This is a genomic window from Mesorhizobium sp. M1D.F.Ca.ET.043.01.1.1, assembly GCF_003952385.1.
Classification (GTDB): Bacteria; Pseudomonadota; Alphaproteobacteria; order Rhizobiales; family Rhizobiaceae; genus Mesorhizobium.
In genome coordinates this window covers 1482403-1507813 of record NZ_CP034444.1, presented here as the reverse complement: position 1 = coordinate 1507813, position 25411 = coordinate 1482403, and the positions used below count along the sequence as shown (strand labels likewise).

The following is a 25411-nucleotide window of genomic DNA, read 5'->3' as shown; positions in this document are numbered from 1 at the left end:
GAATGAGATGGCGGCCAATGTCGCAGTGATTGCAGGTGCAGGGCAGGGCCTCAGCGGCTCGCTGGCGCGGCTCCTCGGCAAGGAGGGTTTTCGCGTCGTCCTTGCCGCCCGCAACGTCGACAAGCTCGCCGCGCTGGTTCAGGAGACCGGCGCGCGGGCGGTTGAGACGGACGTCTCGGATGCCGCTTCCGTCGCACGGCTGTTCGAGGTGGCCGACAAGGCGGGCCCGCTCGAAATTGCCGTCTTCAACGCCAGCGGCCGCACGCGCGGCCCGATCGCCGAGCTCGATCCCGAGGCGGTCAAGCAGGCCCTGCTCGTCGCCGCTTATGGCGGCTTCCTTGTCGGCCAGCAGGCTGCGCGCCGGCTTGTTGCGCGCGGCTCCGGCTCGATCCTGTTCACCGGCGCCACCGCAAGCCTCAAGGGCTTCTCAGGGTCGGCCGGTTTCGCCATGCCGAAATTCGGGCTGCGTGGACTGGCGCAATCGATGGCGCGCGAGCTCAGCCCGAAGAACATCCATGTTGCGCATTTCATCATCGACGGCCAGATCGAGCCGCCCGGACAGGCGGCCGAGCCGGACCGGCCGGATCGCCGCCTGTCGCCCGACGCGATCGCCGAGACCTATCTCGCGGTCCATCGCCAGCATCGCAGCGCCTGGAGCTTCGAAGTCGAACTCAGGCCATGGGTCGAAACGTTCTGACCATCCGCGCCGATTCCGCAGCGGATAGTTAATCGTTCCTTGCGCGGCTCTCGATATATTAGACAGATTGAATGTTTAACAAGGTAACGTCATACTATGACTAGTAATATTTAAAGGTTTAAAAGACACACTTGTTTAACCTCGCCGTGCATACTGCGAGTTGTTCAGATCTGTTTGTCCGGCTTTCCTGCTCGAATTGAGAATGCGCATGTCGCTTACACGTCGCACGCTGCTTACGGCCGGAAGCGGCGGGTTGCTGATCGCGCAAGCCCAGGCGGCGACCCAGCCGGCACAGCAGGCGGAAAACACCCCACAGCCAGTCGTGAGCGACAACAGACTGCGCATCGCCATGCCGGCCTTCGCGTCCGATCCGTTCTTCCCGGCCGATGGGGCGGGGGACAAGGGCATAGACATGGAACTGGCCCGCGGTATAGCCGCGGAGCTTGGCGTCGAGCCGGTGTTCGACCGATCCGCCGTAACGTTCGACGGCATTGTGCAGCAACTGATGTCCGGCCGGACATGGCGATCGGCAAGCTCAGCCGCACCCTACAGCGGGGCCGCTCGATCCTCTATTCCAGGCCCTATGCCATGCTGCATCAGGGGCTGCTCGCCAACCGCCTCAACCTGGCGCGCATTACGCAAGGCAAGCCGCCCGAGCAGATCATCCGCGATTTCTCCGGCGATCTCGGCGTGATCGAGGGCTCTTCATTCGCCACCTACGCGGCCACGACCTTCCCGCGCGCGCAGATCCGTCGCTTCGCAGGCTGGAACACGGTTGTCGACGCGATCCGGAACGGCACGATCGACATGGCTTACCGCGACGATTTCGAGATCAAGAAGCTGATGGTCGACGATCCGTCGATGACGGTCGTGGCGCGCTCGATCACGCTGACGGACAAGGTCGACACCATCGCGGTCGGTGTCCGGCCGGACAATCCGCATCTCGCGGCCTTCGTCGACCTTTATCTCGATCTCGCCCGCGGCCAGCAGGTTCTCAACACCGACGAGATCATCGCGCGCTATCGCCTGGGGAGCAAAGCCTGACGATGGCCGTCTCCGAACTAGCCGCACCCTTGCCTTTCGATTGGCGCCTGGCGGCGAAACGCATATTGCGCTCGCCTGCCACGACACTGGCGATGATCGCGGCAGGCATCCTGTGCGGTCTCTACCATCCAGGGTTTGCGCACGCGATCAGCCCTGTCGCGCAGGTCTATTTGAATTTCCTCAAGATGGTCGTCCTGCCCTATCTGGTGTCGTCGGTCATCTTCTCCATCACGGCGATGGTGCAGGACCCTAAATCGGTCCGTTACCTCGGCAAGGTGGGCGTCGCGGTGCTGGTCGTGTCGTTTCTGGCCGTGCTGGTGAGCGGCACATATTCGCTGGTCTTGCAGCCGGGCCAGATCGAGAACCCGCAGTCGCGCATCGAGCTCGGCGAATTCATCAATTCGCAAGGCAGCGTATCCACCGATCTCGCATTCCCGTTCCAGCCGCCGCCGTCCAATGGAGGCGCTACCGGCGAGCATTCGATCCTGCTCGACCTGGTGCCGAACAACGTCTTCAACGCGCTGGCCTCGGGCCAGACCATCCAGGTGCTTCTGTTCTGCCTGCTGTTCGGGCTGGCGATGGGCAAGGTCCCCCAGCCCTCGTCGATGAGCCTGTCGCAGGCGCTCAATGCGGTCTACCGGGCCTGCACAGTGCTGACCAACTGGTTCGTCTGGGGATTGCCCTTCGCAACCTTCATCCTGATCGCCGACCAGACCGCCTCGACAGGAACCAGGCCGCTCACGCTGATGGGCGGTTACTTGCTGGTGATGGGCCTTTCCTGCTTCACATTCCTCGCCGTCGCATTTGCGATTATCGCCGTCCGGTCGCGACGCAGCTACTGGACCACGATCAAGACCCTTCAGCCGCTGCTCATGGTGGCGATCACCACGCGCTCCACGGTCGCCTCGCTTCCCTGGGTCATCAACCTGTTGAGCGAACGGCTGAGGTTCAGCCTCGTGGTCGTCGAGCTGCTCGTGCCGCTGCAAGCGGCCTTGCTGCGGACGGGCCCGGCACTTCTGTACACTTCCGGCACCCTGTTCATCGCCCAGCTCTACGGCCATCCGCTTGGCGTGCCCGACCTCCTGCTCGTCGGCATCGTCTCGGCGCTTCTGGCGCTCACGACCGGCGGCATGGGCAGCCTGCTCATCCTGTCGCAGATGTCCATCGTTTGCGGCTACCTGAAGCTTCCCTTCGAAGCGGCGTTCGCCCTGTTCGTCGCGGTCGATGCGGCGGTGGATACATTTATGACGCTGGCGAGCGTCAGCACCGTCGCGGCGAGCACGGCGATGATCGCGCCCAGCCACAGGGAGGCGGCGCAGCCCGTCGAAACCTTCTCGGAAGTGCCCGAAGCCGAGCCGGTCCGATGATAGACCACAGCATCCGTCCCCAGCTCGGCATCGTAGGCGGTCTCGGGCCGCTTGCATCGGCCGACTTCTACTTCAAGCTCACCCGGATGACTGATGCGCTTCGCGACAATGAACATGTGCCGGCCGTCATCCTTAGCGTGCCGCAGCTGCCGGACCGGACCGAGGCGATCCTAGGCAACCATGACGGGCCGCTGGCGCCGCTGCGGGCCGCGGTCTCGACCCTCAATGCGCTCGGTGTCGCCTGCATCGCGATGCCGTGCAACACCGCCCATCATTGGTTCGACCAGCTGGCCGCGGAATCGCGCGCCGAGATCATCCACATCGGCGACGCGGCGGTGGCGGAAATCAGCCGCAGCCTGGACAGGGGCCGGGTCGCGAACCTCGCAACCCGGGGCACGCTGGTCTCCGGCTTCTATCAGGAGCGGATTTCGGCGGCCGGATTCGAGCACTGCATTCCCGAAAGCACGGAGTTTCAGGAGCGGGTCGATAGCGCGATCGCCCTCGTCAAGGCCGGCTCCATCGCCGATGCGGCGACCGAGACCGAGCGCGCGCTTCATCTCGCGCAACTGGCCGGCGCCGATGCCGCCCTGCTCGGCTGCACCGAACTCTCGGTGGTGGCCGCCAGCCTCAACGACACGGACGAATTGAACGTCATCGACAGCAATGCGGCCTTGGCGCGGGCTTGTCTGACGCGATTGGGCTTTGCCACGCAGGAAGCCAGAGGACTGCCGACCATGTCGCGGCTGCGGGAACACGATCGATTGCCCTGGTCCGCGGCGCAACGGGCTTCATAGGCGCCGCTTCGACCTTTCGCCGCGCCGAACGTCTGCCCGACGGCGGCCAGCGTTCTCCAAGTCATAAAATCTTTGAGAGAATATTTTCCACCTTCCGTTCGATAGGAAAAGCGCTTCTTTGCCCAGCCGGGCAGCATTGGTGATGCTGACATCAAGGCTTCGCGCTCCGCCAGGCCGAAATGAATTCAGGATCGCAAGGAACGCATCATGTCCGACCTCAGCAACGCTTCAAAACCTCTCGTCACGTCAATCACCAGGCGCGCCGGACTTGCCGCGCTTGCCGCGACATTCGCCGTCATCGGCCTCACGGCGCCCTCGCCGTCCTTCGCCGAGGACAAGAAGGCGATCAAGGTCGGCATCATCAGCGGCGAGGACGAGGATGTCTGGCGCGTCGTTGTCGCCGAGGCGGCCAAGAAAGGGCTGACGATCGAGACCGTCGTCTTCAACGACTATACCCAGCCCAACGAAGCGCTGGAGCGCGACGAGATCGACGCCAACGCCTTCCAGCACAAGCCCTATCTCGACAACCAGATCAAGACGCAAGGCTATCACATCGTGCCCGTGGGCTATACCGGCGTCTGGCCGATCGGCCTCTATTCGAAGAAGCACGCCAAGGTCGCCGACCTGCCGGAAGGCGCCGTCATCGGCCTGCCCAACGATCCCTCCAACGAAGGCCGCGCGCTGCATGTGCTGGAGCATGAAGGCCTGATCAAGCTGAAGGACGGCACCGGCATCCTGGCGACCACCGCCGACATTGCCGAGAACCCGAAGAAGCTCGAGATCAAGGAGCTCGATGCCGGCATTGTCGGCCGCTCGGTCGACGATCTCGACGCCGCCGTCGTCAACACCGACTGGGCGCTGAAGAGCGGCCTGACGCCGGAAAACCGCATCGCGCAGGAGCCGGTGGCCGACAATCCCTACCGCAACTTCATCGCGGTCAAGGCCGGAGCTGAGAACGAGCCCTGGGTGAAGACGCTGGTCGCCTCCTACCAGAACGAGACGGTGAAGGCCGAGTTCGACAAGGTCATCAATTCCAGGCTCGGCCTCACCATCCTGCTCATTACCCACGAAATGGAGGTGATCCGTTCGATCGCCGACCGCGTCGCGGTGATTGATGCCGGGCGGATCGTCGAGGAACGCGCCGTCTGGCAGGTCTTCGCCGATCCAAAATCCGAGATCACCAGAAGCCTGCTCGGCGGCATACGGCCGCAACTGCCGCCCGAGATCGCCAGCCGGCTCGCGGCGGGCGAGGGCACCGAAACGATCCTCAGGATCGATGTGGCGGGCGAGGCCGCCCGCGGCGCATTGCTGTCGGATCTCGCCGCGACGGTGCCCGGCCCGTTCCGCCTCGTGCATGGCGGCGTCGACCATGTCCAGCGGCAGCCTGTCGGCACGCTGTTCCTGGCCGTTTCCGGAGCCGACAATGCGCATCTCGCGCGAACAACGACATTCCTGAAAGACCGCGGCGCGCGGGTGGAGGTGCTTGGCCATGTCGCCGGTGCTGTTTGAACTCCTGCTCCGCTCGATCTGGGAGACCGTGCTGATGACCGGCGCTTCCGGCCTCATCTCGCTGGTCTTCGGCCTGCCGCTTGGACTGGCGCTGGTCGCCACCGATCGCGGCGGCATTGCCGAAAGCCTCTGGGTGAACCGTATCCTAGGCGCTTTGATCAACGGCTTCCGCTCGGTGCCCTTCATCATCCTTTTGGTGGCGCTGATCCCGGTGACGCGGCTGATCGTCGGCACCTCGATCGGCACCTGGGCGGCGATCGTTCCGCTGTCGATCGCGGCCACGCCCTACTATGCCCGCATCGCCGAAGTCTCGCTGCGCGAGGTGGACCACGGCCTGATCGAGGCGGCGCGCGCCATGGGCGGCAACCGCTGGACGATCATCCGCGAGGTGCTGGTGCCGGAAGCGCTGCCGGGCATCGTCGCCGGCTTCACGGTGACGCTGGTGACGCTGGTCGGCGCCTCGGCCATGGCCGGCGCCATCGGCGCCGGCGGTCTCGGCGATCTTGCCATCCGCTATGGCTACCAGCGGTTCGAGACCAGCGTCATGATCGCCGTGGTCGTCGTCCTGATCGTGCTGGTCTGCGGCATCCAGTGGTTCGGCGACCGGCTGGTCGCGCGGCTGGATCATCGCGCATGAACGACGCGCGGCAGGCGATGGTCGCAATGAACGCAATTTGCCGCAAAAGGTCGGAATTGAGCGGCGGCTTGCTCCGTTTGCAGTGAGATTGGTCGGCGCGTTTCTTCACCTGCAATGACGCGCATGTCATCGTTGCCGTGAGAGGAGCCTGTCCATGGCCAGAATAATTCCGGTGCTCGATCTCGATCGCCTTGAGCAGGGCGAGTCGGAACTGCGGACTTTCCTGTTTGATCTGCGCACCGCCGCCCGCGATGTCGGCTTCTTCTATCTCAGCGGCCACGGCATAACACAGCCGGACATCGACGCCGTGCTCGATGCCGCGCGGCGGTTCTTCGCGTTGCCGGAAGCCGACAAGCTCGGCATCGAGATGGTGAAGTCGCCGCAGTTCCGCGGCTATACGCGCGCCGGTGGGGAGCTCACCAGGGGCAAGGCCGACTGGCGCGAGCAGCTCGACGTCGGCGTCGAGCGCGCGACCATTTCGCAAGGGCCGGGCGTGCCTGCCTGGACGCGGCTGCAGGGCCCGAACCAGTGGCCGGCCGCGCTGCCCGAGCTGAAGCCGGCGCTGCTTGCCTGGCAGGGCAAGGCTACCGAGGTTGCGATCCGCCTGCTCAAGGCTTTCGCGCTGTCGCTCGACCAGCCGGAAGACGCCTTCGATCCGATCTATCGCGGCGAGTCCAACCACCGCATGAAGATCGTGCGCTATCCCGGCCGCGATGCCACCGGCGATGACCAGGGCGTCGGCGCGCACAAGGATGGCGGCTTCCTCACCCTTTTGCTGCAGGACGAGAACAAGGGGCTGCAGGTCGAATATGACGGCAGCTGGGTGGATGTGGACCCGATTCCGCGAACGCTGGTGGTCAATATAGGCGAGCTGCTGGAACTGGCCTCGAACGGCTATCTCAGGGCAACCGTGCACCGCGTCGTCACGCCGCCGGCCGGCATCGAGCGGATTTCGGTTCCCTTCTTCTTCAGCGCCCGGCTCGATGCGACGATTCCGCTGCTCGACCTGCCGGAGGAACTGGCGGCCGAGGCGCGGGGCCCGGCCAGCGATCCCGACAATCCGCTGTTCCGCAACGTCGGAACCAACGTGCTGAAGAGCCGGCTGAGATCGCATCCCGACGTGGCGCGTCGGCATTACGCCGATCTCCTGGAAAAGGCAGCGGCCACAGGCTGAAATTTTGTGCTGTCCGAGCGATATTTTTTCGCGTTTCGCTCAGTTTTTGGAATTCAGTTCGTCGCAAACCGGCCGGCCAAGGCCCAAATAACGGGTGTCGTCCGGTGTTTTCCTCCCATTGCGCCGGGCGATGTTCCCCTCTGAAGGTTATGACCTTCATTTTTGGCCGGGCCGCTTTCGCGCCCGGCCTTTTTCTTTCGGGGACAGGGACGTTGCGCAGCCGTTTGCCGCCACGAATTGTGCAAACGAAAGCGGGATTGCCGCTCAGGCGAAGGCGATGCGGATCGCACCAAACGGTCCGAAATCCGAGACGATCCGGTCGCCATGCCGGCATTCGACCGGCCGGATGAAGGAGCCTGAAAGCACGATCTGTCCGGCCTCGATCTGCATGCCGTATTGATGCAGCCGGTTGGCGAGCCAGACGATGCCCTTGGCCGGATGATCGAGCACGCCGGCGCCTAAGCCTGTCTCCTCCACCTCGCTATTGCGCGACACGATCGCCCCGATCCAGCGCAGGTCCGCCTCGCGCGGTCCGGCCGCGCGGCCGCCGACGACAATGCCGGCATTGGCGGCATTATCCGAGATCGTGTCGAAAAAGGTCCTGATCTTGCCGGTCTCCTTGTTCATCCGCTCGATGCGGGTGTCTAGGATCTCCAGGGCGGGCGTAATGTAATCGGTGGCGTCCAGCACGTCGTCAATCGACACGTCCGGCCCGGCGAGCGGCGCCTTCATGACGAAGGCGATCTCGGCCTCGATGCGCGGCTGGATGAAGCGGTCGGCCGGCACCGTGCCGCCGTCCTCGAAGAACATGTCGTCGAACAGGATCCCGGAATCCGGAATGTCGATGCTGAGCGCCGACTGCATCGCCTTCGAGGTCAGGCCGATCTTCCAGCCCTTGATGGTGAGGCCCGATGCCGCCTTCCGCTTCACCAGCGTCGCCTGCACCCGGTAGGCGTCGTCCATCGTCGCTTGCGGAAAGTCGAGGCTGAGCAGCCTGATCTGGCTGCGGTCGCGCTCGGCCTCGAACAGCCTGCGGGCAGCGTCCTCGACTTGCTCTTCCGTCATCATCGGCCGGTCCCTTCGTCGACGACGCCGTTGCGCAGCAAGCCAATGCCTTCGGCCTCGACCTCGATCACGTCGCCCGGCTTCAGCCAGATCGGCGGCTCGAAGCGCGCGCCGGCGCCGGTCGGCGTGCCGGTGACGATGACGTCGCCCGGCACCAGCGTGGTGAAGGTCGAGATGTAGTTGATGATCTTGGCGAAGGAAAAGATCATGCGGCCGGTGCGGTCCTGCTGGCGCAGCTCGCCATTGACGCGCGTGATGAGCGAGATGTCGGCGATCTGTGCCTCGTCGGTGAACGGCACCAGCCAGGGCCCGATCGAGCCGGAACGGTCGAAATTCTTGCCTTGCGTGACGTTGAACTTGGCGTGGCGCACCCAGTCGCGGATCGTGCCTTCGTTGCATAGCGAGAGCGCCGCGATATGATCGAGCGCATCGGCCTCGGCGATCCGCCGCCCGCCCTTGCCGATGACGATGACGATCTCGCCTTCATAGTCGAGCTGCGGCGATTCCGGCGGCCGCACCAGCGGCGCGCCGTGGCCGACGAAGGAGCGCGGGAAGCGGATGAACAGCGATGGATTCGAAGGTGCGGCCTGCCCGTCCTTGTATTCCTCGTTGCGATCCGGATAGTTGACGCCGACGCAGATGATCTTTTCCGCGGACGGGATGGGAATCTCGTAGGCGATGTCCTCGACCCGGAAATCGGCAGCGAAGGCGTCTGCTTCCTCGGCAAGGCGTCGCAGGGCGCCGGCCTCGATCACCTCGCGCAGCGTCGGCCATTGGCCGTGTCGCGCCGAGAGGTCGACCACGCCTTTTCCGGTGATCGCGCCGTAGCGCGTCTTGCCGCCGACGGTGAAGGTGGCGAGGCGTCCGGTGCTCATGCTGATGCTCCGCGGTCTTAAGGTGCGATGATCGGCGAGGCCGCCAAGTCGGACTTGCGCGGCTCCACCCCGGCAAACAGGCTGCCTTCCTCGAACCAGCTTCGCGGCGCCGGCGCGCCCCACAGCGTCTGCCGCTGCGGGTCCTTCAGGTCCCACTTGATCGGCTCCAGGTCCGGATCGACCGTCTGGTAGTCCGAGCAATAGATCTCGATGCGGTGGTTGTCGGGATCGCGGATGTAGAGGAAGAAGGCATTGGAGATGCCGTGCCGTCCGGGGCCGCGCTCGATGTTGCCGACATAGCCGGTGGTCGCCATCAGGTCGAGCAGGTCGATGATATTGAGCGGCGTCGGTACCCAGAAGGCGACATGGTGCAGCCGCGGGCCGAAGCCGTTGGTGAAGGCAATGTCGTGGACGCCGCCCTTGCGGTGCGTCCAGGCCGCCCACAGCTTCCCGCTGTTCTCATCCTCGGTGTACTCGGTCACGCGGAAGCCGAGCTCGTTGTAGAAGGCCACCGATTCATCGACATTCGGCGAGAAGCAGTTGAAGTGGTCGATGCGCAGCGGCTTCACGCCTTTGTAGAGGGCGTATTTCTGGTGGATCGGCGGCAGCCGCTCCATCCTGGAATAGAACTCAAGCGGAATGCCGTGCGGATCGCGGGTGCGGAAGGTGCGCGACTGGTAGGGCCGCTCGACCCATTCCACCGGCAGGTCCTTGGCCTTGAAAAAATGCTCAGCCTTGTCGAGATCCTCGTCGGAAAAAACCTTGAAGCCGAGGTCGCGCGCTTCCGGCGTCGTTGCCTTGCGCAGCACGATGCAGTGATGGCCGCGCTCCTCCATGGCGCGCAGGTAGATGGCTCCGCTCGTCTCATCGGTCACCTGCAGGCCGAGCGTGTCGACATAGAAGGCGCGGGACTTGACAAGATCGGTGACGGCAAGCTCGACATGGGAAAGCCGTACGATGTTGAAGGCGGGGTAGAGGTTGGGTTGGGGTAGGGCCATTTATGTATCTCCGGTCAGCCGCCGAGCTTCTGGATCGAATGCGGCGCCGTGGCGAACGCGATGTTCTTGGTTTCCATGTAGAAGTCGAACGACCAGTCGCCGCCATCGCGGCCGATGCCTGAGTTCTTGACGCCGCCGAACGGCGTCGGCAAATGCCGCACGTTCTCTGAGTTCACCCAGATCATGCCGGCGTCGAGCGCATCGGTGAAGCGCAGGGCGCGGGTGACGTCCGAGGTCCACAGATAGCCGGTGAGGCCGTATTGCGTGTCGTTGGCCAAGGCCAGCGCCTCGGCCTCGTCCTTGAACGGGATCGCGGTCAGCACCGGCCCGAAAATCTCCTCCTGGGCGATGCGCATCTTGTTGGTGGCGCCGACGAACAGTGTCGGGCTGACATAACAGCCGCCGCCCGGACCCGCGAACTTGCCGCCGCCGGCAACAACCACCGCGCCTTCCGATTTGCCGATCTCGATATAGGAGAGCACCTTGTCCTCATGCACCGGATGAATCAGCGGCCCGACCACGGTTTCGGGATCGAGCGGATGGCCGATCTTGATGCGCCTGGCCTTCCCCGCCACAAGGTCGGTGAACTTGTCATGGACGGAGGCCTCGACCAGCAAGCGTGAAGACGAGGTGCAGCGCTCGCCATTCAGCGAATAGATCATGAAAACGGCGGCGTCCGCGGCGCGCTCGAGGTCGGCGTCGGCGAAGACGATGACCGGGTTCTTGCCGCCGAGCTCGAAATGCACGCGCTTCAGCGTTTCAGCGCCTTGGCGCATGATCATCGAGCCGGTGCGACTTTCGCCGACGAAGCCAATGGCCTTGATGTCGGGATGCTCGGTCAGCGCGCGGCCGGCGTCCTCGCCGAAACCGTTGACGAGATTCCACACGCCCTTAGGCAGCCCCGCTTCCTCGGCGATCTCGACCAGTAGTCGCGCGCTCAGCGGCGACAACTCCGCCGGCTTGTGAACGATCGTGCAGCCGGCGGCTAGAGCCGGCGCGATCTTCCAGGTCGACAGCATGAACGGCGTGTTCCACGGCGTGATCACGCCGACCGGGCCAATCGGCACGCGTGTCGTCATGTTGACTTGGTTCGGGGCCCTGAGCGAGCGGCCGTCGCGCGCTTCCGGCGCGCGGTCGGCGTAGAAGCGGAAATTCTCGGCGCCGCGCAGCGCCGCCTTGGCCATGAACTTCAGCGACTGGCCGGTGTCCATGCACTCGACGAAGGCGATCTCCTCGGCCCGCGCGACGATGGCGTCGGCGATTTTGTGCAGCACCTTCTTGCGCGCATCGCCGGAGATCGCCGCCCAATCCTTGAAGGCGGCCTTCGCCGCCTTGGCGGCGCGGTCGATATCGGCCGCCTTGCCGCGCGCCACCGTCGCGATCGGCTTCAGATCGATCGGCGAGATGGTCTCGTATGCCGAACCGTCGGCGGCGGGCACGGCCTCGCCGCCGATCTGGTTGAGCACGCCATCTTTTCGGAAGCGTTCGAGATAGGCTTCGGCCTTCCTCAGATTGTCGTCCAAAGCCGCCATGATTTCTTTCCCGTTCTAGATCACTTGCCGCGCAGACGCGGATGGATGGCGTTCTTCTTCCAGCTGAGCTCGGCATCGATCTCGCGGATCTCCAGCGACAGCGCGAAATGCGGTGTGGCAAACAGCGGTGCGAGATGATCCGTGACCGCCGCGAAGATCGCCTCGCCGGCGCGCATCTTCTCCTCGGCGCTGCGGCCTTTGCCGATGCGGAAATTCATGTCGATGAAGCCGTTCTCAGGCAGCCCGTCGCCAATCGCGTAGGCCTCGGCGCGGAAGGCGCGCACGCGCACCGCGCCCGGCTCGAACAGGCCGGTATCGAGGATGGTGCGTGAGACCAGCGCGCAGAGTTTGCCCATGTCGACCTTCGCGTCGAGATTCGCCGAATATTCGATCGCCATGTGGGGCAAGGTTCCCTCCCACCTGTAGTTAACATGTGAATTACATCTTGACGACCGAATGTCAAGCGTCGTTCGCTGTATCGCCGCAGCCGCTTGCAGTGGGATTGCCGCTCCCGGCAAAATCGCGGATATAGCTTCGATCCAAGCCTCAATATTTGTCGCGAGTCGTATCGGACTGAATTTCCGGAGACCTGATTTTGCTACCGCCCAGCACCCGCCGCTCCTTGCCCATGGCTCTGCTTCGCGCCCGCGAAGTGATCATGGCGCATTTCCGGCCGATGCTTGCCCGTCACGATATCACTGAGCAGCAATGGCGCGTGCTTCGCGTCCTTGCCGAAACCGGTCCGCTGGAAGCGACCGAGCTCGCCAATCGCGCCTCGATCCTGCCGCCAAGCCTCACCCGCATCATCAAGGCGATGGAGGAGCGGGGCTTCATCACCCGCAACAAGGTCAAGGACGACGGCCGCCGCGCGCTGCTCGCCATCAGCCCGGCCGGCCTGGCGCTGATCGAGGAGCTTTCGCCGGAGCGCGTCGCCATCTACGAAGCGATCGAAAAGCGCTACGGCGCCGAGGAGCACGAGCGCCTGCTCGACATGCTGGAGAGCCTGATCCAGTCGGAGTCGGCGGAGGAGTAAGCGCTGTCCCCTTCTCCCCTTGTGGGAGAAGGTGGATCGGCGCGCAGCGCCGAGACGGATGAGGGGTGTTCCAGGGAACGCCAGCGTATCACTCCGCTGGAGCACCCCTCATCCGTCGCCTTCGGCGACACCTTCTCCCACAAGGGGGGAAGGTACAGGCGCCTACCCCCCAAAACTCCCCAGCGCGCTCGGCTGCATGTAGTTGCGGCCGACATAGAGCAGCGCCGCCTCCTCGCTGCCGTGGCGGATGTCGACGACGCGGCCGAACATCACATTGTGCGTGCCGACCTTGTTCACCGCGCCGATCTCGCAATCGAAGCTGACGATGGCGTCGAGCAGCGCCGGCATGCCGGACGGCATGGTCTGCCAGCGCGCGGCGTTGTAGCGCTCGGCCATGTCGCGGATCGCGCCGGCGAATTTTGCCGCCAGATGCATGTGCGACTGCGTGAGCACGTTGACGCAGAAGCGCTGGTTGGCGAGGAACAGGCCCGTCTGCGCCGAGCGGTCGTTCATGCACACGAGCAGCGTCGGCGGATCGTCGGAGACGCTGCACATGGCGGTCGCGGTGAAGCCGCCTCGCCCCGCCGGGCCGTCCGTGGTGACGATGTTGACCGGCGCGCAGACCCGCGCCATGGCCTCGCGGAATTCCAGCCTCGCGACTTGTGCTGTCATGGCCGCTTCCATCGCAAGCCTCCGTCAGTTGGGCTGGGCCGCAAGCGGCGGCAGCCAAGTATCGCCTGTCCAGCCCTTTTCGTCGTAGTCGGCCATGCACTGGTCGACGAGCTCCTCCATCTGCTTCAGCCGGCCGCCGCGCTCGGCGCCCTTCAGCACCTGCAGCCGCACTTCTTCCGGCGCGCCGGCATAGTTGAGCTCGTAGAGCGCATGGCGGCCGCCGAATTCGGTGCCGGTCGCGTCCCACAACAGCTTCATGATCTTGATGCGCTCGACATGGCCCATGTCGTTCGAACCGCGCACATATTGCGCGAGGTAGCGGTCGATCTCCGGATTGTCGAAGTCGCGCGCCGAGGAGGGGAGGTAGATCAGTCCCGAAGCGATCACCCGGCGCACCGTATCGATGACGCGCGGATAGGCCTCCGACATGAAGGTGCGGTAGGCGAGCGCCGCTTCGAGATTGGGCAGCACCGCGCCGTTCGCCCACGGGATGGGGTTGTGCGCCATCGCGTTGGAAAAGCTCCAGAACATGTGGCGCAGCGCAATCACCTCGCCGAGCGCCGCCTGGTTGCCGCGGAAGGCGTCGCCGCCGGTGGCGCGCAGCGCCTTGGCGAGCAGACCGGCGAGGAAGTCGAGTTTCACCGCAAAGCGCGTGCAGCCCTGGAAGCAGTAGCCATGCATGAAGCCCGACGCCGGATGGAAGGACAGGATCTTCTGGGCGTCGCGCAGCACCAGTACGTCCTCCCAGGGGACGAACACATTGTCGAGCACCAGGATCGCGTCGTTCTCGTCGAAACGCGAAGACAGCGGATAGTCGAAGGGATGGCCGACGCTGTTCGCCGTCTGCTCGTAGGAGACCCGGCAGAACATCTTTATCCCCGGCGCGTTCATCGGCACGATGAACATCACCGACAGCGACGGGTCTTCGGTGACGGTCGCCGAGCTCTGCGCCAGGAAATTGTAATGGGTGAGCGCCGACGATGTCGCCACCACCTTGGCGCCCGACACCCAGATGCCGGCGTCGTTCTCCTTGGTGATGTGCACGAACACGTCCTTCACCTGCTCGGCCGGCTTGTGGCGGTCGATCGGCGGATTGACGATGGCATGGTTCATGAACAGGACGGCTTCCTGCGCGCGTTTGTGCCAGGCGCGCGCATTGTCCTTGAACGGCCCGTACCATTCGGCGTTGGCGCCGAGCGTGTTCATCAGTGCCGCTTTATAGTCGGCGGTGCGCCCCATCCAGCCATAGGTCATGCGCGCCCAATGCGCGATCGCGCCCTGCTGCGCGGCAAGGTCGGCGGGGGAATGTGCGACGCGGAAATATTTGTGCGTGTAGCCGCCCGAGCCGGTGTCGGTGGGAGAGGTGAGCATCGCTTGCTGGGCCGGATCGTGCAGCGCGTCGTAGAGGCGCGCCAGCGAGCGAACCGAATTGCGCATCGCCGGATGGCTGGTGACGTCGGCTACCCGCTCGCCGTTGATATAGACCTCGCGCCCGTCGCGCAGGCTTGCCAGATATTCGGCGCCCGTGAACGGCCGTTTGCTGTCGGTCCGGAAATCTTCCGATCGCATCATGATCCTCCCTTAACGCGTTAACGATAGCGCGGCTCGTGACAAAGGTTTATAGACGAAAGCGCGATATCGCTTGGACTTTTTGCGGCAGCCCATGAGCCAGACCGCCATTCCGGAATTCTTCGTCTACGGCGAGCCCGCGCGTGCGCTCGATGTAGGATTCCTGCATGTCGAGACTGTTCAGGCCCGCGCTTCCGTGCATCGCGGCCGGGTTCTGGCGCACAAGCACCCGCAGATGGCGCAGATCACCTTCTGGACGAGCGGCAGCGGCGTCTACCGGATCGAGGACAGGACCTGGAGTTTTTCGGCTCCGACGGTGAGCTTCATGCCGAGCGGCGTCGTGCATGGGTTCGAGATCGAGCCGGGCACCGACGCCATCGTCGTCTCGGTCGCCGATGCGGCGCTGGCGGCGATCGCGGAACATTCCGCACTGTCGCTCGACCAGCCCGTCTTCGTCACCGCGCGGGGCGAAGCGGCGCTTTGGGAAAGGCTCAATGCCGCGATTACGATGATCCAGGCCGAATATGCCGAGGCGCTACCTGGCGTGGAAAAAATCCTGCCGCCGCTTGTCGCCGTCGCGCTGTCGGGCATTGCCCGGCTCGACGCGCAATCGCATGCGGTGACGGTGCCGGCCGCGGTGGCGCTCGGCGGGCGGCTCAGGCGGCTGATCGACCGGCATTTTCGCGACGACTGGCCGGTCGAGCGCTATGTCGAGGAACTCGGCACCACGCGCCATCTGCTCGACAAGGCCTCGCATCAGGTGCTGGGCTCGGGCGTGCGCCGGGCGATCGGCGAAAGGCGCCTGGTCGAGGCCAAGCGCCTGCTGCTCTTCACCATCCGCACGGTCGAGGACATCGCCTACGAGAGCGGCTTCAACGACCCGGCCTATTTTTCGCGCTTCTTCCGCCAGGCCGTTGGAATGGCGCCGGTTGCGTGGCGGAAAAAGCGAGTAGTGAGTAGCGAATAGCAAGTTCGATCCCTATTCGCTACTCGCTATTCCCAATTCGCTAGGCTGCCGCGGCGGCCGCCAAACCCGCATCCAGCCCCTCGGCAATCTTCGCCACATCTGCGGCGGTGATGATCAGCGGCGGCGACAGGATGATGTTGTTGCCGGAGACGCGCAGCATGACGCCCGCGCTGTAGGCGGCGTCGGCAACAGCGGCCATCGTCTTCTTGTCGACCGGTTTCTTGGCGCCTCGGTCGGAGACCAGCTCCAGCGCCGCCATCAGGCCCTGGTAACGGACGTCGCCAACCAACTGGTGCTTGGTTTTCAGTGCTTCCAGCGCCCTGCCGAGCTCGATGCCGCGCGCGGCGGCGTTCTCGTTGACGGCAAGCCGCCTGGTTTCGGCGAGCGCCGCGAGTCCCGCCGCGCAGCCGACGGGGTGGCCGGAATAGGTGTAGCCGTGGCCGATTGAGCCGAAGCTCGTCTTGTCGGCCTCGAAAACGTCGGCGACCTTGGCGCCGATCAGCGTCGCACCGAGCGGGAAATAGCCGGAGGTGATCGCCTTGGCGATGGCCATGAAATCCGGCTTCACGCCGGTGAGCCGCGAGCCCGCCCAGGCGCCTGTGCGGCCGAACCCTGTCACCACCTCGTCCGCGATCAGCAGGATGTCGTGGCGGTCGCAGATCGCCCGCACCAGCGGCATGAATGTCTCATGCGGGACGATGACGCCGCCGGCGCCGAGCACCGGCTCCATGATGAAGGCGGCGATCGTGTCGGCGCCCTGGAAGGCGATCTCGTCCTCGATCGCCCGCGCGCAGAGTTTGGCCAGCTTCGCCGGGTCGGTCTCGTCGAACGGATTGCGGTAGGTCCACGGCGCTGGCGTGTGGAAGACGCCGGGCAAGAGCGGCTCGTAGTTGCGGCGGAAATTGGCGTTGCCGTTGACCGAGGCGCCGCCGAAATGCGTGCCGTGATAACCCTTCTTCAGCGCCAGGAATTTCGTCCGGTCGCCCTGGCCGCGGATCTTCCAGTACTGCCGAGCCAGCCGCAGCGCCGTCTCGACCGAATCCGATCCGCCCGAGGTGAAGAAGGCGCGCACCATGCCCTCCGGCGCGAACCATTCGGTGAGCTCGTAGGCAAGCTCGATCGACGGCCCGGTCGAGGTGCCGCGAAAGCCGGAATAATAGGGCAGGGCGTCGAGCTGGGCAGCCATCGCCTTCTTGACCGGATCGCAGCTGTAGCCAAGGTTGACGTTCCACAGGCCGCCGACGGCATCGAGCACCGTGCGGCCTTCGGCGTCGGTCACCGAGACGCCTTCGCCCTTCATGATGATCTTCGGCGGCGTCGCCCGCATTTCGGCCGGATGCGCCATCGGATGCCAGATCGGCTTGGCGTTGTTCTCGGTGAGAAAATTGATGTCACGCATCGGTGGAGACTCCGGTTTCCGATTGGGAGACGGCAAGGCCGAAATGGCCGAGCGCCTCGGCATAGCTTCGCGCAGGCTGTGCGACGTCGAAATGCACGGTGAGCATGCCGGCGGCAACCGCGCCGTCGACATTGCGCTTCTGGTCGTCGACGAAGACGCAAGCCGAGAGCGGCAGTTTCAGCGCCTCGCTGACCATCGCATAGGCGCGGCGGTCGGGCTTAAGGACCTTGGTATAGGTCGCGTCGACAATCGTCTCGAACAGCGACAGGAGCGGCAGCCGCTCGCGGAAGGATTTGCCGTAGAACAGGTCGAGCTCGTTGGAGAGGATGGCAAGCCGAACGCCGGCCCCATGTGCAATCCGGATCGCCTGCTCGGCCTCGGGCCGCACCACGGCTTGCGGATCGGCGCCGCGCGCCCGCTGCACGAAGGTCGACATGTCCTGCCAGTCTTCGCCGACCAGCCGGCCGACCTCGCGCGTGCGCGTTTTCCAATAGTCGCGCTCGCTGATCTCGTCGGCCTGCATCGAGCGCCATAGCGCATCGGAAGCTGGGTCGAACGGCCCGCGCCAGCCAAGCGTGCCGGGCTTGAGCCCAAGCGCCTGCTCGGTCAGCGCATGCGTCTCGAACAGCGTGCGCGTGACGACGCCGCCGAAATCGAGCACCAGCGCCTGTGGCGACATTCCGCTCATGCGGCTTGCCTGCCGGGCGGAACGATGCCTTCGGCCACCCAGCGGTCGAAGATCTCCAGCGCCTTGGCGCAGAATGCGGCGTCGTTGATGTGGCCCGCGATTTCATGCAGCTCGGCGTTATCCGGCACGGACGCGCGCATCGCCTCGACAAAGGCCACGAGCGCCTCCGGCTCGTGGAGCGGCTCGCCCTCCCGGTCCCATTGCTGGATGCCACCGGCCGGCAGGATGAAGGCGGTCGGGCCGGTCGCCGTGCTTAGCTTCTCGCCGATGGCGCGGGCGATCTCCTCGCGCGTCGCGCCGTCCGAGGTCACCGAGGCGAGCAGGCGGTTGTGCGCATGGTACGGCCTTTCGAAGAAACGGGCCGGCACCGCTTGCCAGGTCGGAAAATCGACCATGTCGACGGCGCCGGGTGCGACGATCTGCGGGATGCCTTGCCGCCCGGCATTTTCCAGCCGGTCGGCGCCCGAATTCACCACCGAGCCGGTGAACTGGTTGGCGAGCTCCTGCAGGCTGAAATCGAGCACGGCGACGAAACCTTTCTGCGCGGCGATCGCCTCAAGCGCGCGTCCGCCCATGCCGGTGGTGTGGAAGACGATGACCTCATAGCCGCGCTTTTCCAGCTCCGGCTTCAGCGTCACCATATATTGCAGGCAGCTTTTGCCGAGCGAGCTCATGCCGATCCGAGGTTTTGCCTCGTCCGGTTTGACGACGGCGCGCGCGGCGCCGACCACCGCGCCGCAGGCCTGCGACAGTACCGCCTTGCAGGCGCTGTTGAGACCGTAGAGACCGCCGGCCCACAGGATCATCATCAGGTCGGTGGCGATCCGTTCCGGCGGCACCAGATGCGAATAGGCGATCGTCGAGACGACGAATTTCGGCACGCTGAGCGGCAGCGCAAGCGCAACGTCGAGCGCGAGGTCGGTGCCCATAGAGCCGCCGAGCGCGATGACGCCGTCGATCGCGCCCTTGTCATGGAGCGAGCGGGCAAGCCGCGAGGCTCCGAGCGCCATCAGCGTCATCGCGGTATTCTCATCGCCGCTGGCGATGATCGCTTCGATCGTCGTGTCGGCGGCCCGGGCCACGGCATGCCTGTCATGCTCCGGCTTGTAAGGCGGATCGCCGAGCACGCTGACGTCCATCATCACGGCGAGGCCGCCGACCGCCTCGATGCGCTCGCGCATGAACAGCAGCTCGTCGGCCTTGGTGTCGCCGGTACCGATAACCAGGATTCGGCGTGTCTCCTCCACAATCAGTCTCCCTGCAGTCTCTTGTTGGTTATGATGCCCGCTTCTGGCCGGGCTGCCGCCCGAACAGCCGCTCGCCGATCTCGCGCGCCGCCGCCGCGACGCTCGCGCCGTGGCGCTCGATGTCGCCTTTGTGGATGCGCACCCTGGGCGCGGCGATGGCGATGGTGCCGATGGCGAAACCGTCTGCGCCGAGTATGGGGGCTGCGACGCTGAGCACGCCTTCCTCATAGCCCTGCGAGCCGGTCGAATGGCCGCGGGCGCGGGCAGCCGCAACATGCTCGGCGAGTGTATCCACGTCGCCGATCGTATAGGGCGTGAAGGCCGGCAGCGGCCCGCCGAGAATGCCTTCGCGGATGCGCTCTTCGGTGAAGGCCAGGAAGGCGATGCCGGAGGCCGTCGCATGCATCGGCAGCACCTCGCCGAGCTGCACGCTGACACGGTTGGCCTTGTCGGACTCGATGACCTGGACAGTGATCAGGCCGCGCTTCGAATATTCCGAGAGATGCACGGTCTCACCCGTCTCCGCCGCCAGCGCCTCTATCACCGGCGCCGCCATGCGCAGGAACGGAAACTGCGCCTCGCGCATCAGCGCCAGCCGGGCGATGCCGGCGCCCAGCCGGTAGAGGCGCGTGGTCTCGTCCTGCTCGACGAGCCCTTGCGCAATGAGGGAAACCAGCAGCCGGCGGGTCGTCGCCTTGTCGAAATTGGCGCGTTTGGCGAGGTCGGCAAGCGCCGTCTCGGGCGCGCCGCTGCCCAGCATTTCCAGCAGCGAAATGGCTTTGGCCACCGTGCTCATTGCCGTCTCCGATCCTCCATCAAATACTTAACGTGCGAATTAACTTGACAGCAAGTCGATTCCTTTGCAAGTCTAATATCGAAATGCCGTTGCAAATAGTGAAATGCACATAGGCCCCGTCAGAAGGCCCTCGGCATCTCAGGGACACTTGGTTTCCGCGGCGCGGAATGGAGGGAAAAATGACGACACTTGAAGCCGGCGAAGTGAACCGGCTGAGGAAGAACAGCCTTGGCGTCGGCGCCATCACCTTCATGGTGATCTCGGCCGCCGCGCCGCTCACGGCTGTCGCCGGCGGCACGCCGCTCGGCATGCTGATGGGCAACGGCGCCGGCTTTGCCGGCACCTATCTCATCGTGACGCTTTTGCTGCTGCTGTTCGCGGTTGGCTACGTCGCCATGTCGCGCCACATCGGCAATGCCGGCGCCTTCTACGCCTATGCCGCGCGTGGCCTCGGCGGTCTCGCCGGCGGCGCCACCGCGCTGATCGCGATCCTGTCCTACAATGCCATGCAGATCGGCGTCATGGGCCTGCTTGGCGCCGCCACCGCCGGGCTTTTCGCCGGCTGGGGCATCACGCTGCCCTGGTGGGCGTGGAGCTTCGTCGCCATTGCCATCGTCGCCGTGCTCGGCTACCGCCAGGTCGATCTGTCGGCCAAGATCCTGACGGTGCTGGTGCTCGCCGAATATGTCGTGGTGCTGATCCTCGACCTCGCCATCCTCAAGACCGGCGGCGACAGCGGCCTGTCGGTCGCGCCCTTCAGCTGGAGCCAGATCACCAGCGGCGCGCCAGCCATCGCCATCCTGTTCTGCTTCGCCGCCTTCATCGGCTTCGAAGCGACGACGATCTACGCCGAGGAGGCGCGCGATCCGAAAGTCACCATTCCGCGCGCCACCTATTTCTCGGTCATCCTGATCGGTCTCTTCTACATGGTCACCGCCTGGCTGATGGCGGTCGGCGCCGGCGTCGACAAGCTGTTGCCGTCGCTGCAGGGCCTGCAGGATCCGACCACGTTTCTGTTCGGCCTGTCCGACCGCTATTCAGGGACGCTGCTTACCCACGCCATGAGCATCCTCTTCGTCTCCAGCCTGTTTGCCGGCGTGCTGGCCTTCCACAATGCGGTCGCCCGCTACATCTACGTCGCCGGCCGCGAGAAGCTGTTGCCGCAGACGATCGGCGTCACGCATTCGGAGCATCAGAGCCCGCATGTCGCCTCGGTCATCCAGACCGTGCTTGCGGCGGTCGTCGTCGGGCTCTTCGCGATGCTCGGCCTCGATCCTGTGCTGGCGCTGTTTTCGTGGCTCACCAACGTCGCCACGCTCGGCGTCATCGTGATGATGGCGGTGGCTTCGCTCGCCGTCGTGATGTACTTCCGCGCCAATCCGTCGAGCCAGGAAAACGCGCTGAAGACCGCGATCCTGCCGGGGCTGACCTTCATCGCCTTCGTCGTCATCATCTATCTGATCGTCATCAATTTCGGCAGCCTGTCGGGGGCCGCCGGCTTCCTGGGCGTCTTCCTGCCGGCGCTGGTTCTGATCGCGGCAGTGGTCGGCCTGCTGCTGGCAAGCGCCTTGAGGCGCCGCGATCCGGCCGCCTTCGAAAACCTTGGCAGGCCGCTGAACGATTGATCGACAAAAGGGGCGGCGCCCGCGCCGCCCCTTCTCAACGCTACGGGAGCAGCGGCATGAGCTTTGCCGAGAGCATCACGGTCGAGGCGCTGGAAGCCGATCCCTATCCGATCTATGCGCAACTGAGGCGCGGCGCCCCGGTCGCCTTCGTACCGGCGGTCAATCTCTGGTTCGTCACCCGCTGGAAGGATGTCGAGAGCGTGGCGAAATCGCCCGAGATTTTTTCCGCGGTCGTCGGCACCTCGCCCGTCGAGCGCTCCTTCGGCAAGCCGACCATCCTGACCACCGACGGCGACGTCCACAGAGAGCTTCGCCTGGGCGTCGATCCGAAATACCGGCCGCGCACCGTGGCCTCCTACGCAGGCGATCTCGTGCGCTCGATCGCCGAACCCTATCTCGACAAGATCGCGGCGCAGGGTTCGGCCGAGCTGATGGCCGACTATTTCGAGCCGGTGTCGACGCTGAGCCTGGCGCGCTCGCTCGGCCTTGCCGACGTCGACATGCCGACCTTGCGGCGCTGGTTCTACGGCCTCGCCCAAGGCGCCATCAATTTCGAAAACGATCCGAAGCGGCAGGAGATCGCCGACGCGATCAGCGCCGAGGTTGGCGCCGCCGTCCGGCCGACGCTGGAGAGGCTCGCCCGCGAGCCCGACGACTCAGGCTTGTCGCACATGTTGCATGACGGCATGCCGGAGCGCTCGACGCGGCCCATCGATTTCCTGATGCCGACCATCAAGGTCATCCTGCTCGGCGGCATGCAGGAGCCCGGCCACGGCGCCGGCTCCATCCTTGTCGGCCTGCTCACCAACACCGAACAGCTTCGGCAGGTGCTCGACGATCCCGACACCTTCGTGCCGAAGGCCGTCGACGAGGGGCTGCGCTGGGTGGCGCCGATCGGCACGCAGACGCGCCAGACGACACGGCCCATCGAACTCGGCGGCGCCACGATCCCCGCCGGCGCGCCGGTCGCAGCACTTGTCTCATCCGCCAGCCGCGACGAAAGCCGCTTTTCCGATCCCGATCGTTTCGACATCAACCGCGACGAAGGCAACCACGCCGCCTTCGGCTTCGGCCATCATTTCTGCTCGGGCCGCTTCTTCGCGCGTGAGCAGATGTGCATGGCGGTACGCCTGTTGCTGGAGCGCTTTCCGGATCTGCGGCTGGTGCCGGGCAAGGAGCCGGTCTTCCGCGGCTGGGAGTTCCGCGCGCCGGCGACACTTCATGTAGCTCTTGGAGCCAATTGACGATGATCAGCCAGGACACCATCGACATGCTGCGCAAGGTGGAGGTCGGCGCGAGGCGTCTGTTCATCGATGGCGCCCAGGTGGATGCGGAGAGCGGCGCCGGCCTGCCGGTGATTTCGCCGATCGACGGCCGCCCCTTCGCCAGCATCGCCGATGGCGGCGCCGCCGATATCGACCGTGCGGTCAAGTCAGCGCGCAAGGCGTTCGAAAAAGGCTCCTGGTCGCGCGCGGCGCCCGCCTTTCGCAAGAAGGTGCTGACGAAGCTTGCAGAACTGATCGAGAAAAATGTCGACGAGCTCGCCGTGCTTGGCGTGCGCGACAACGGCACCGAGATCAACATGGCCTACAAGGCCGAGCCGCTCTCGGCCGCCGGCACCATCCGCTACTACGCCGAGGCCATCGACAAGGTCTATGGCGAGATCGCGCCGACGGCCGACAATGTGCTGGGCCTCATCCACAAGGAGCCGCTCGGCGTCGTCGGCATCATCGTGCCGTGGAATTTCCCGCTGATGATCGGCGCCTGGAAGATCGCGCCGGCTCTGGCCGCCGGCAACGCGATCGTCGTCAAGCCGCCGGAGATCGCTTCGCTCACGCTGCTGCGTCTGGCGGAACTCGCCGCCGAGGCCGGGCTGCCGGGGGGCGTCTTCAACGTCGTCACCGGCCGCGGCTCGGTCGCCGGCGAGGCCCTCGGCCTGCATATGGATGTCGATGCGATCGCCTTCACCGGCTCCGGGCCGGTCGGTCGCCGCCTGCTCGACTATTCCGCGCGCTCCAATTTGAAACGCGTCTTCCTCGAGCTTGGCGGCAAGTCGCCCAACATCGTCTTTGCCGATGCGCCGGACCTGAAGCAGGCGGCGGTCGTCTCGGCCAACGGTATCTTCCGCAATTCCGGCCAAGTCTGCGTCGCCGGCTCGCGCCTTCTGGTCCAGGCCTCGATCTACGACCGTTTCATGGACGAGCTCCTCAAGGCGACCACGAAGCTGAAGGTGGGCGATCCGCTCGACCTCGGTAACGACATCGGCGCGGTGTCGAGCGCCGAGCAGCTGACCAAGAATCTCGGCTTCGTCGCCAAAGCCGCGGAGGAGGGCGCCCGCCTCGTCACCGGCGGCGAGCGCATCCTGGCCGAGACAGGCGGCAGCTACATGGCGCCGACCATCTTCGAGAATGTGACCGAACAGATGCAGCTTGCCCGCGAGGAAGTGTTCGGACCTGTGCTCGGCGTCATGCGCTTCGAGACCGAGGAAGAGGCTGTGAGGCTTGCCAATTCCACCGTCTACGGTCTGGCCTCGGCCGTGTGGACGGCGAACTTGTCGACCGCGCATCGCATGGTGCGTGCCATCAATGCCGGCGTCGTCCACGTCAACACCTATGGCGGCGCCGACATCACCGTGCCGCTCGGCGGCTTCAAGCAGTCCGGCTTCGGCCGCGACAAGTCGCTGCACGCGATCGAGAAATACACCGACCTGAAGACAGCGTGGATCAGTCTCGCTTGACCCTTCGCAGCGGGTCGGCCCGATGCGGACTAGGACATCATCTTCGGCAGCCCTGCCGCCAGCGCATCGACGGCCAGCCGCACTTTCAGCGGCAGGTGCGGCGTCTGCAGCCAGAGCGCGTGGCAGTCGTAGAGATAGTCCGGCTGGTCGGGCAGCAGACGGAGCAGCGTGCCGGCTTCGACGCGCCCGCGCACCAGCCAGTAGGGCAGCCAGGCGAGACCCATGCCGTCGGTTGCGGCATCCGCGATGGCGTCGAGATCGTCGAGCCGCAGCCGCCCGGTCGGCGCGATCTCCGTGACCGAACCGTCGTCGCGCGGGAACAGCCACGGCTGCAGCGCCTGGCCGAGCCGCCGGTAGATGATCGCCTGATGGCCGGCGATATCTTCGAGCCGACGCGGCCGGCCGAACCTTTCGACGTGGATGGGCGAAGCGCAGACGATCATGCGCTGGCGCGCGACGCGGCGCGCGATTATGCCGGCCCTGTCATCCAGCGTTCCGGTGCGGATCGCGAGGTCAAAACCGTCCTCGACGAGATCGGCGAAGCGGTCGCTGAGCGACAGGTCGAGCTCCAGCGTCGGATAACGCCGGGCAAGCTCGAGCAGGACCGGCGTGACGCAGTGGCGGCCGAAATGCGCCGGCATCGTCACGCGCAATTTTCCGCGCGGCTCGTGCAATTGGTCGGCAGCCAGCGCATCCGCGGCTTCCGCTTCCGCCAGCACGATCCGGCAGCGCTCGTAATAGGCGCGCCCGAAATCGGTCAGGCTCTGCCGGCGCGTCGTGCGGTTGATGAGGCGCACGCCCAGCCGCTCCTCGAGCAAGCGGACATGCTTGCCGACCATCGGGCCTGACAGGTCGAGTGCCGCCGCGGCGGCCGCGAACGAGCCGAGGTCGACAGCTTTGACGAACACTTCCATGCTTTCGAGGCGGTCCATATTACAAACCACTGGTTTCGACTGTTCTGCGTGAGGTCGGATTTATCCCTCCGC

The 25411-nt window shown here is 65.2% G+C and carries 25 protein-coding genes; 12 read left to right on the top strand and 13 right to left on the bottom strand.

The window, feature by feature from the left end; translation table 11 throughout:
- Window positions 1-7: 7 nt before the first annotated feature.
- Window positions 8-697, top strand: a complete 690-nt coding sequence (locus tag EJ067_RS07595; protein ID WP_126085404.1) for an SDR family NAD(P)-dependent oxidoreductase — start codon at window positions 8-10, stop codon at window positions 695-697.
- 118 nt (window positions 698-815) lie between these two features.
- Here EJ067_RS07595 and EJ067_RS35120 read toward each other — a convergent pair whose 3' ends face one another.
- Complete coding sequence (locus tag EJ067_RS35120; RefSeq protein WP_245468197.1) at window positions 816-1199, bottom strand: hypothetical protein; 384 nt, start codon at window positions 1197-1199, stop codon at window positions 816-818.
- A 17-nt stretch (window positions 1200-1216) separates the two neighbouring features.
- On the opposite strand from EJ067_RS35120, the gene EJ067_RS35115 reads away from it, so the two are divergent.
- The 6 genes from EJ067_RS35115 to EJ067_RS07565 all read left to right on the top strand — a co-directional run bounded on the left by EJ067_RS35115 (window position 1217) and on the right by EJ067_RS07565 (window position 7222).
- Window positions 1217-1741: a transporter substrate-binding domain-containing protein gene (locus EJ067_RS35115; protein WP_245468196.1), complete on the top strand. Its 525-nt coding sequence runs from the start codon at window positions 1217-1219 to the stop codon at window positions 1739-1741.
- 2 nt (window positions 1742-1743) lie between these two features.
- Window positions 1744-3108, top strand: coding sequence for a cation:dicarboxylase symporter family transporter (locus EJ067_RS07585; RefSeq protein WP_126085403.1), 1365 nt, complete (start codon window positions 1744-1746; stop codon window positions 3106-3108).
- Window positions 3105-3902, top strand: a complete 798-nt coding sequence (locus tag EJ067_RS07580) for an amino acid racemase (RefSeq protein WP_126085402.1) — start codon at window positions 3105-3107, stop codon at window positions 3900-3902. Before EJ067_RS07585 ends, EJ067_RS07580 begins: the two co-directional genes overlap by 4 nt.
- A gap of 207 nt (window positions 3903-4109) precedes the next feature.
- Complete coding sequence (locus tag EJ067_RS35110; RefSeq protein WP_126085401.1) at window positions 4110-5411, top strand: MetQ/NlpA family ABC transporter substrate-binding protein; 1302 nt, start codon at window positions 4110-4112, stop codon at window positions 5409-5411.
- Complete coding sequence (locus tag EJ067_RS07570; protein WP_126085400.1) at window positions 5392-6048, top strand: methionine ABC transporter permease; 657 nt, start codon at window positions 5392-5394, stop codon at window positions 6046-6048. The genes EJ067_RS35110 and EJ067_RS07570 overlap by 20 nt, the downstream gene beginning before the upstream one ends.
- Window positions 6049-6202: 154 nt before the next feature.
- Entirely contained in the window at window positions 6203-7222 is a 1020-nt protein-coding gene (locus tag EJ067_RS07565) for an isopenicillin N synthase family oxygenase (RefSeq protein ID WP_126085399.1), read from the top strand.
- 264 nt (window positions 7223-7486) lie between these two features.
- Here EJ067_RS07565 and hpaH read toward each other — a convergent pair whose 3' ends face one another.
- Genes hpaH through EJ067_RS07540 form a run of 5 tightly spaced genes read right to left on the bottom strand, consistent with a single transcriptional unit; the run spans window position 7487 to window position 12099 of the window.
- Window positions 7487-8290 (bottom strand): 2-oxo-hept-4-ene-1,7-dioate hydratase, encoded by an 804-nt coding sequence (gene hpaH, locus EJ067_RS07560; protein WP_189510459.1) that lies wholly within the window; start codon window positions 8288-8290, stop codon window positions 7487-7489.
- Entirely contained in the window at window positions 8287-9162 is an 876-nt protein-coding gene (locus EJ067_RS07555) for a fumarylacetoacetate hydrolase family protein (RefSeq protein WP_126085398.1), read from the bottom strand. The genes hpaH and EJ067_RS07555 overlap by 4 nt, the downstream gene beginning before the upstream one ends.
- A gap of 17 nt (window positions 9163-9179) precedes the next feature.
- Complete coding sequence (gene hpaD, locus EJ067_RS07550) at window positions 9180-10160, bottom strand: 3,4-dihydroxyphenylacetate 2,3-dioxygenase (protein WP_126085397.1); 981 nt, start codon at window positions 10158-10160, stop codon at window positions 9180-9182.
- Between the two features lie 14 nt (window positions 10161-10174).
- The gene (gene hpaE / locus EJ067_RS07545) at window positions 10175-11692 is read right to left on the bottom strand and encodes a 5-carboxymethyl-2-hydroxymuconate semialdehyde dehydrogenase (RefSeq protein WP_126085396.1); all 1518 of its coding nucleotides are present in this window, start codon (window positions 11690-11692) and stop codon (window positions 10175-10177) included.
- A gap of 20 nt (window positions 11693-11712) precedes the next feature.
- Window positions 11713-12099: a 5-carboxymethyl-2-hydroxymuconate Delta-isomerase gene (locus EJ067_RS07540; protein ID WP_126085395.1), complete on the bottom strand. Its 387-nt coding sequence runs from the start codon at window positions 12097-12099 to the stop codon at window positions 11713-11715.
- Window positions 12100-12320: 221 nt separating this feature from the next.
- Here EJ067_RS07540 and hpaR point away from each other — a divergent pair, with 221 nt between their 5' ends.
- On the top strand, window positions 12321-12725 hold the full coding sequence (hpaR, locus tag EJ067_RS07535) for a homoprotocatechuate degradation operon regulator HpaR (protein WP_245468195.1): 405 nt from the start codon (window positions 12321-12323) through the stop codon (window positions 12723-12725).
- Window positions 12726-12887: 162 nt separating this feature from the next.
- Here hpaR and EJ067_RS07525 read toward each other — a convergent pair whose 3' ends face one another.
- Both EJ067_RS07525 and EJ067_RS07520 read right to left on the bottom strand, forming a co-directional pair.
- The gene (locus EJ067_RS07525; protein ID WP_126085393.1) at window positions 12888-13397 is read right to left on the bottom strand and encodes a flavin reductase; all 510 of its coding nucleotides are present in this window, start codon (window positions 13395-13397) and stop codon (window positions 12888-12890) included.
- Between the two features lie 24 nt (window positions 13398-13421).
- Window positions 13422-14966 carry a 4-hydroxyphenylacetate 3-hydroxylase N-terminal domain-containing protein gene (locus EJ067_RS07520; protein ID WP_126089527.1) on the bottom strand — a complete coding sequence of 515 codons (1545 nt, stop codon included), beginning with the start codon at window positions 14964-14966 and terminating at the stop codon, window positions 13422-13424.
- A gap of 94 nt (window positions 14967-15060) precedes the next feature.
- On the opposite strand from EJ067_RS07520, the gene EJ067_RS07515 reads away from it, so the two are divergent.
- Window positions 15061-15933: a helix-turn-helix domain-containing protein gene (locus EJ067_RS07515; RefSeq protein WP_126085392.1), complete on the top strand. Its 873-nt coding sequence runs from the start codon at window positions 15061-15063 to the stop codon at window positions 15931-15933.
- A 40-nt stretch (window positions 15934-15973) separates the two neighbouring features.
- Here the strand turns inward: EJ067_RS07515 and EJ067_RS07510 are convergent, their stop codons facing one another.
- Genes EJ067_RS07510 through EJ067_RS07495 form a run of 4 tightly spaced genes read right to left on the bottom strand, consistent with a single transcriptional unit; the run spans window position 15974 to window position 20063 of the window.
- Window positions 15974-17332: an aminotransferase class III-fold pyridoxal phosphate-dependent enzyme gene (locus EJ067_RS07510; RefSeq protein WP_126085391.1), complete on the bottom strand. Its 1359-nt coding sequence runs from the start codon at window positions 17330-17332 to the stop codon at window positions 15974-15976.
- A complete protein-coding gene (locus tag EJ067_RS07505; protein ID WP_126085390.1) occupies window positions 17325-18020 on the bottom strand; it encodes an HAD-IA family hydrolase in 696 nt (231 codons plus the stop codon). The genes EJ067_RS07510 and EJ067_RS07505 overlap by 8 nt, the downstream gene beginning before the upstream one ends.
- Window positions 18017-19267, bottom strand: a complete 1251-nt coding sequence (locus EJ067_RS07500) for a Tm-1-like ATP-binding domain-containing protein (protein ID WP_126085389.1) — start codon at window positions 19265-19267, stop codon at window positions 18017-18019. Before EJ067_RS07500 ends, EJ067_RS07505 begins: the two co-directional genes overlap by 4 nt.
- Window positions 19268-19295: 28 nt before the next feature.
- Window positions 19296-20063: an IclR family transcriptional regulator gene (locus EJ067_RS07495; RefSeq protein WP_126085388.1), complete on the bottom strand. Its 768-nt coding sequence runs from the start codon at window positions 20061-20063 to the stop codon at window positions 19296-19298.
- A gap of 167 nt (window positions 20064-20230) precedes the next feature.
- Between EJ067_RS07495 and EJ067_RS07490 the strand changes: the two genes are divergently transcribed.
- Genes EJ067_RS07490 through EJ067_RS07480 form a run of 3 tightly spaced genes read left to right on the top strand, consistent with a single transcriptional unit; the run spans window position 20231 to window position 24425 of the window.
- The gene (locus EJ067_RS07490; protein ID WP_189510457.1) at window positions 20231-21688 is read left to right on the top strand and encodes an APC family permease; all 1458 of its coding nucleotides are present in this window, start codon (window positions 20231-20233) and stop codon (window positions 21686-21688) included.
- 56 nt (window positions 21689-21744) lie between these two features.
- Window positions 21745-22932: a cytochrome P450 gene (locus tag EJ067_RS07485; RefSeq protein ID WP_126085386.1), complete on the top strand. Its 1188-nt coding sequence runs from the start codon at window positions 21745-21747 to the stop codon at window positions 22930-22932.
- A gap of 2 nt (window positions 22933-22934) precedes the next feature.
- Window positions 22935-24425, top strand: a complete 1491-nt coding sequence (locus EJ067_RS07480; protein WP_126085385.1) for an aldehyde dehydrogenase — start codon at window positions 22935-22937, stop codon at window positions 24423-24425.
- A gap of 29 nt (window positions 24426-24454) precedes the next feature.
- Here EJ067_RS07480 and EJ067_RS07475 read toward each other — a convergent pair whose 3' ends face one another.
- Entirely contained in the window at window positions 24455-25357 is a 903-nt protein-coding gene (locus EJ067_RS07475) for a LysR family transcriptional regulator (protein WP_126085384.1), read from the bottom strand.
- Window positions 25358-25411 lie beyond the last annotated feature (54 nt).

Bases quoted from the DNA above. Each gene is read 5' to 3' on its own strand.
- EJ067_RS07595 (WP_126085404.1), top strand. From the start codon at position 8: ATGGCGGCCAATGTCGCAGTGATTGCAGGTGCAGGGCAGGGCCTCAGC.
- EJ067_RS35115 (WP_245468196.1), top strand. From the start codon at position 1,217: ATGGCGATCGGCAAGCTCAGCCGCACCCTACAGCGGGGCCGCTCGATC.
- EJ067_RS07585 (WP_126085403.1), top strand. From the start codon at position 1,744: ATGGCCGTCTCCGAACTAGCCGCACCCTTGCCTTTCGATTGGCGCCTG.
- EJ067_RS07580 (WP_126085402.1), top strand. From the start codon at position 3,105: ATGATAGACCACAGCATCCGTCCCCAGCTCGGCATCGTAGGCGGTCTC.
- EJ067_RS35110 (WP_126085401.1), top strand. From the start codon at position 4,110: ATGTCCGACCTCAGCAACGCTTCAAAACCTCTCGTCACGTCAATCACC.
- EJ067_RS07570 (WP_126085400.1), top strand. From the start codon at position 5,392: ATGTCGCCGGTGCTGTTTGAACTCCTGCTCCGCTCGATCTGGGAGACC.
- EJ067_RS07565 (WP_126085399.1), top strand. From the start codon at position 6,203: ATGGCCAGAATAATTCCGGTGCTCGATCTCGATCGCCTTGAGCAGGGC.
- hpaH (WP_189510459.1), bottom strand. From the start codon at position 8,290: ATGATGACGGAAGAGCAAGTCGAGGACGCTGCCCGCAGGCTGTTCGAG.
- EJ067_RS07555 (WP_126085398.1), bottom strand. From the start codon at position 9,162: ATGAGCACCGGACGCCTCGCCACCTTCACCGTCGGCGGCAAGACGCGC.
- hpaD (WP_126085397.1), bottom strand. From the start codon at position 10,160: ATGGCCCTACCCCAACCCAACCTCTACCCCGCCTTCAACATCGTACGG.
- hpaE (WP_126085396.1), bottom strand. From the start codon at position 11,692: ATGGCGGCTTTGGACGACAATCTGAGGAAGGCCGAAGCCTATCTCGAA.
- hpaR (WP_245468195.1), top strand. From the start codon at position 12,321: ATGGCTCTGCTTCGCGCCCGCGAAGTGATCATGGCGCATTTCCGGCCG.
- EJ067_RS07525 (WP_126085393.1), bottom strand. From the start codon at position 13,397: ATGACAGCACAAGTCGCGAGGCTGGAATTCCGCGAGGCCATGGCGCGG.
- EJ067_RS07520 (WP_126089527.1), bottom strand. From the start codon at position 14,966: ATGCGATCGGAAGATTTCCGGACCGACAGCAAACGGCCGTTCACGGGC.
- EJ067_RS07515 (WP_126085392.1), top strand. From the start codon at position 15,061: ATGAGCCAGACCGCCATTCCGGAATTCTTCGTCTACGGCGAGCCCGCG.
- EJ067_RS07510 (WP_126085391.1), bottom strand. From the start codon at position 17,332: ATGCGTGACATCAATTTTCTCACCGAGAACAACGCCAAGCCGATCTGG.
- EJ067_RS07505 (WP_126085390.1), bottom strand. From the start codon at position 18,020: ATGAGCGGAATGTCGCCACAGGCGCTGGTGCTCGATTTCGGCGGCGTC.
- EJ067_RS07495 (WP_126085388.1), bottom strand. From the start codon at position 20,063: ATGAGCACGGTGGCCAAAGCCATTTCGCTGCTGGAAATGCTGGGCAGC.
- EJ067_RS07490 (WP_189510457.1), top strand. From the start codon at position 20,231: ATGGAGGGAAAAATGACGACACTTGAAGCCGGCGAAGTGAACCGGCTG.
- EJ067_RS07485 (WP_126085386.1), top strand. From the start codon at position 21,745: ATGAGCTTTGCCGAGAGCATCACGGTCGAGGCGCTGGAAGCCGATCCC.
- EJ067_RS07480 (WP_126085385.1), top strand. From the start codon at position 22,935: ATGATCAGCCAGGACACCATCGACATGCTGCGCAAGGTGGAGGTCGGC.
- EJ067_RS07475 (WP_126085384.1), bottom strand. From the start codon at position 25,357: ATGGACCGCCTCGAAAGCATGGAAGTGTTCGTCAAAGCTGTCGACCTC.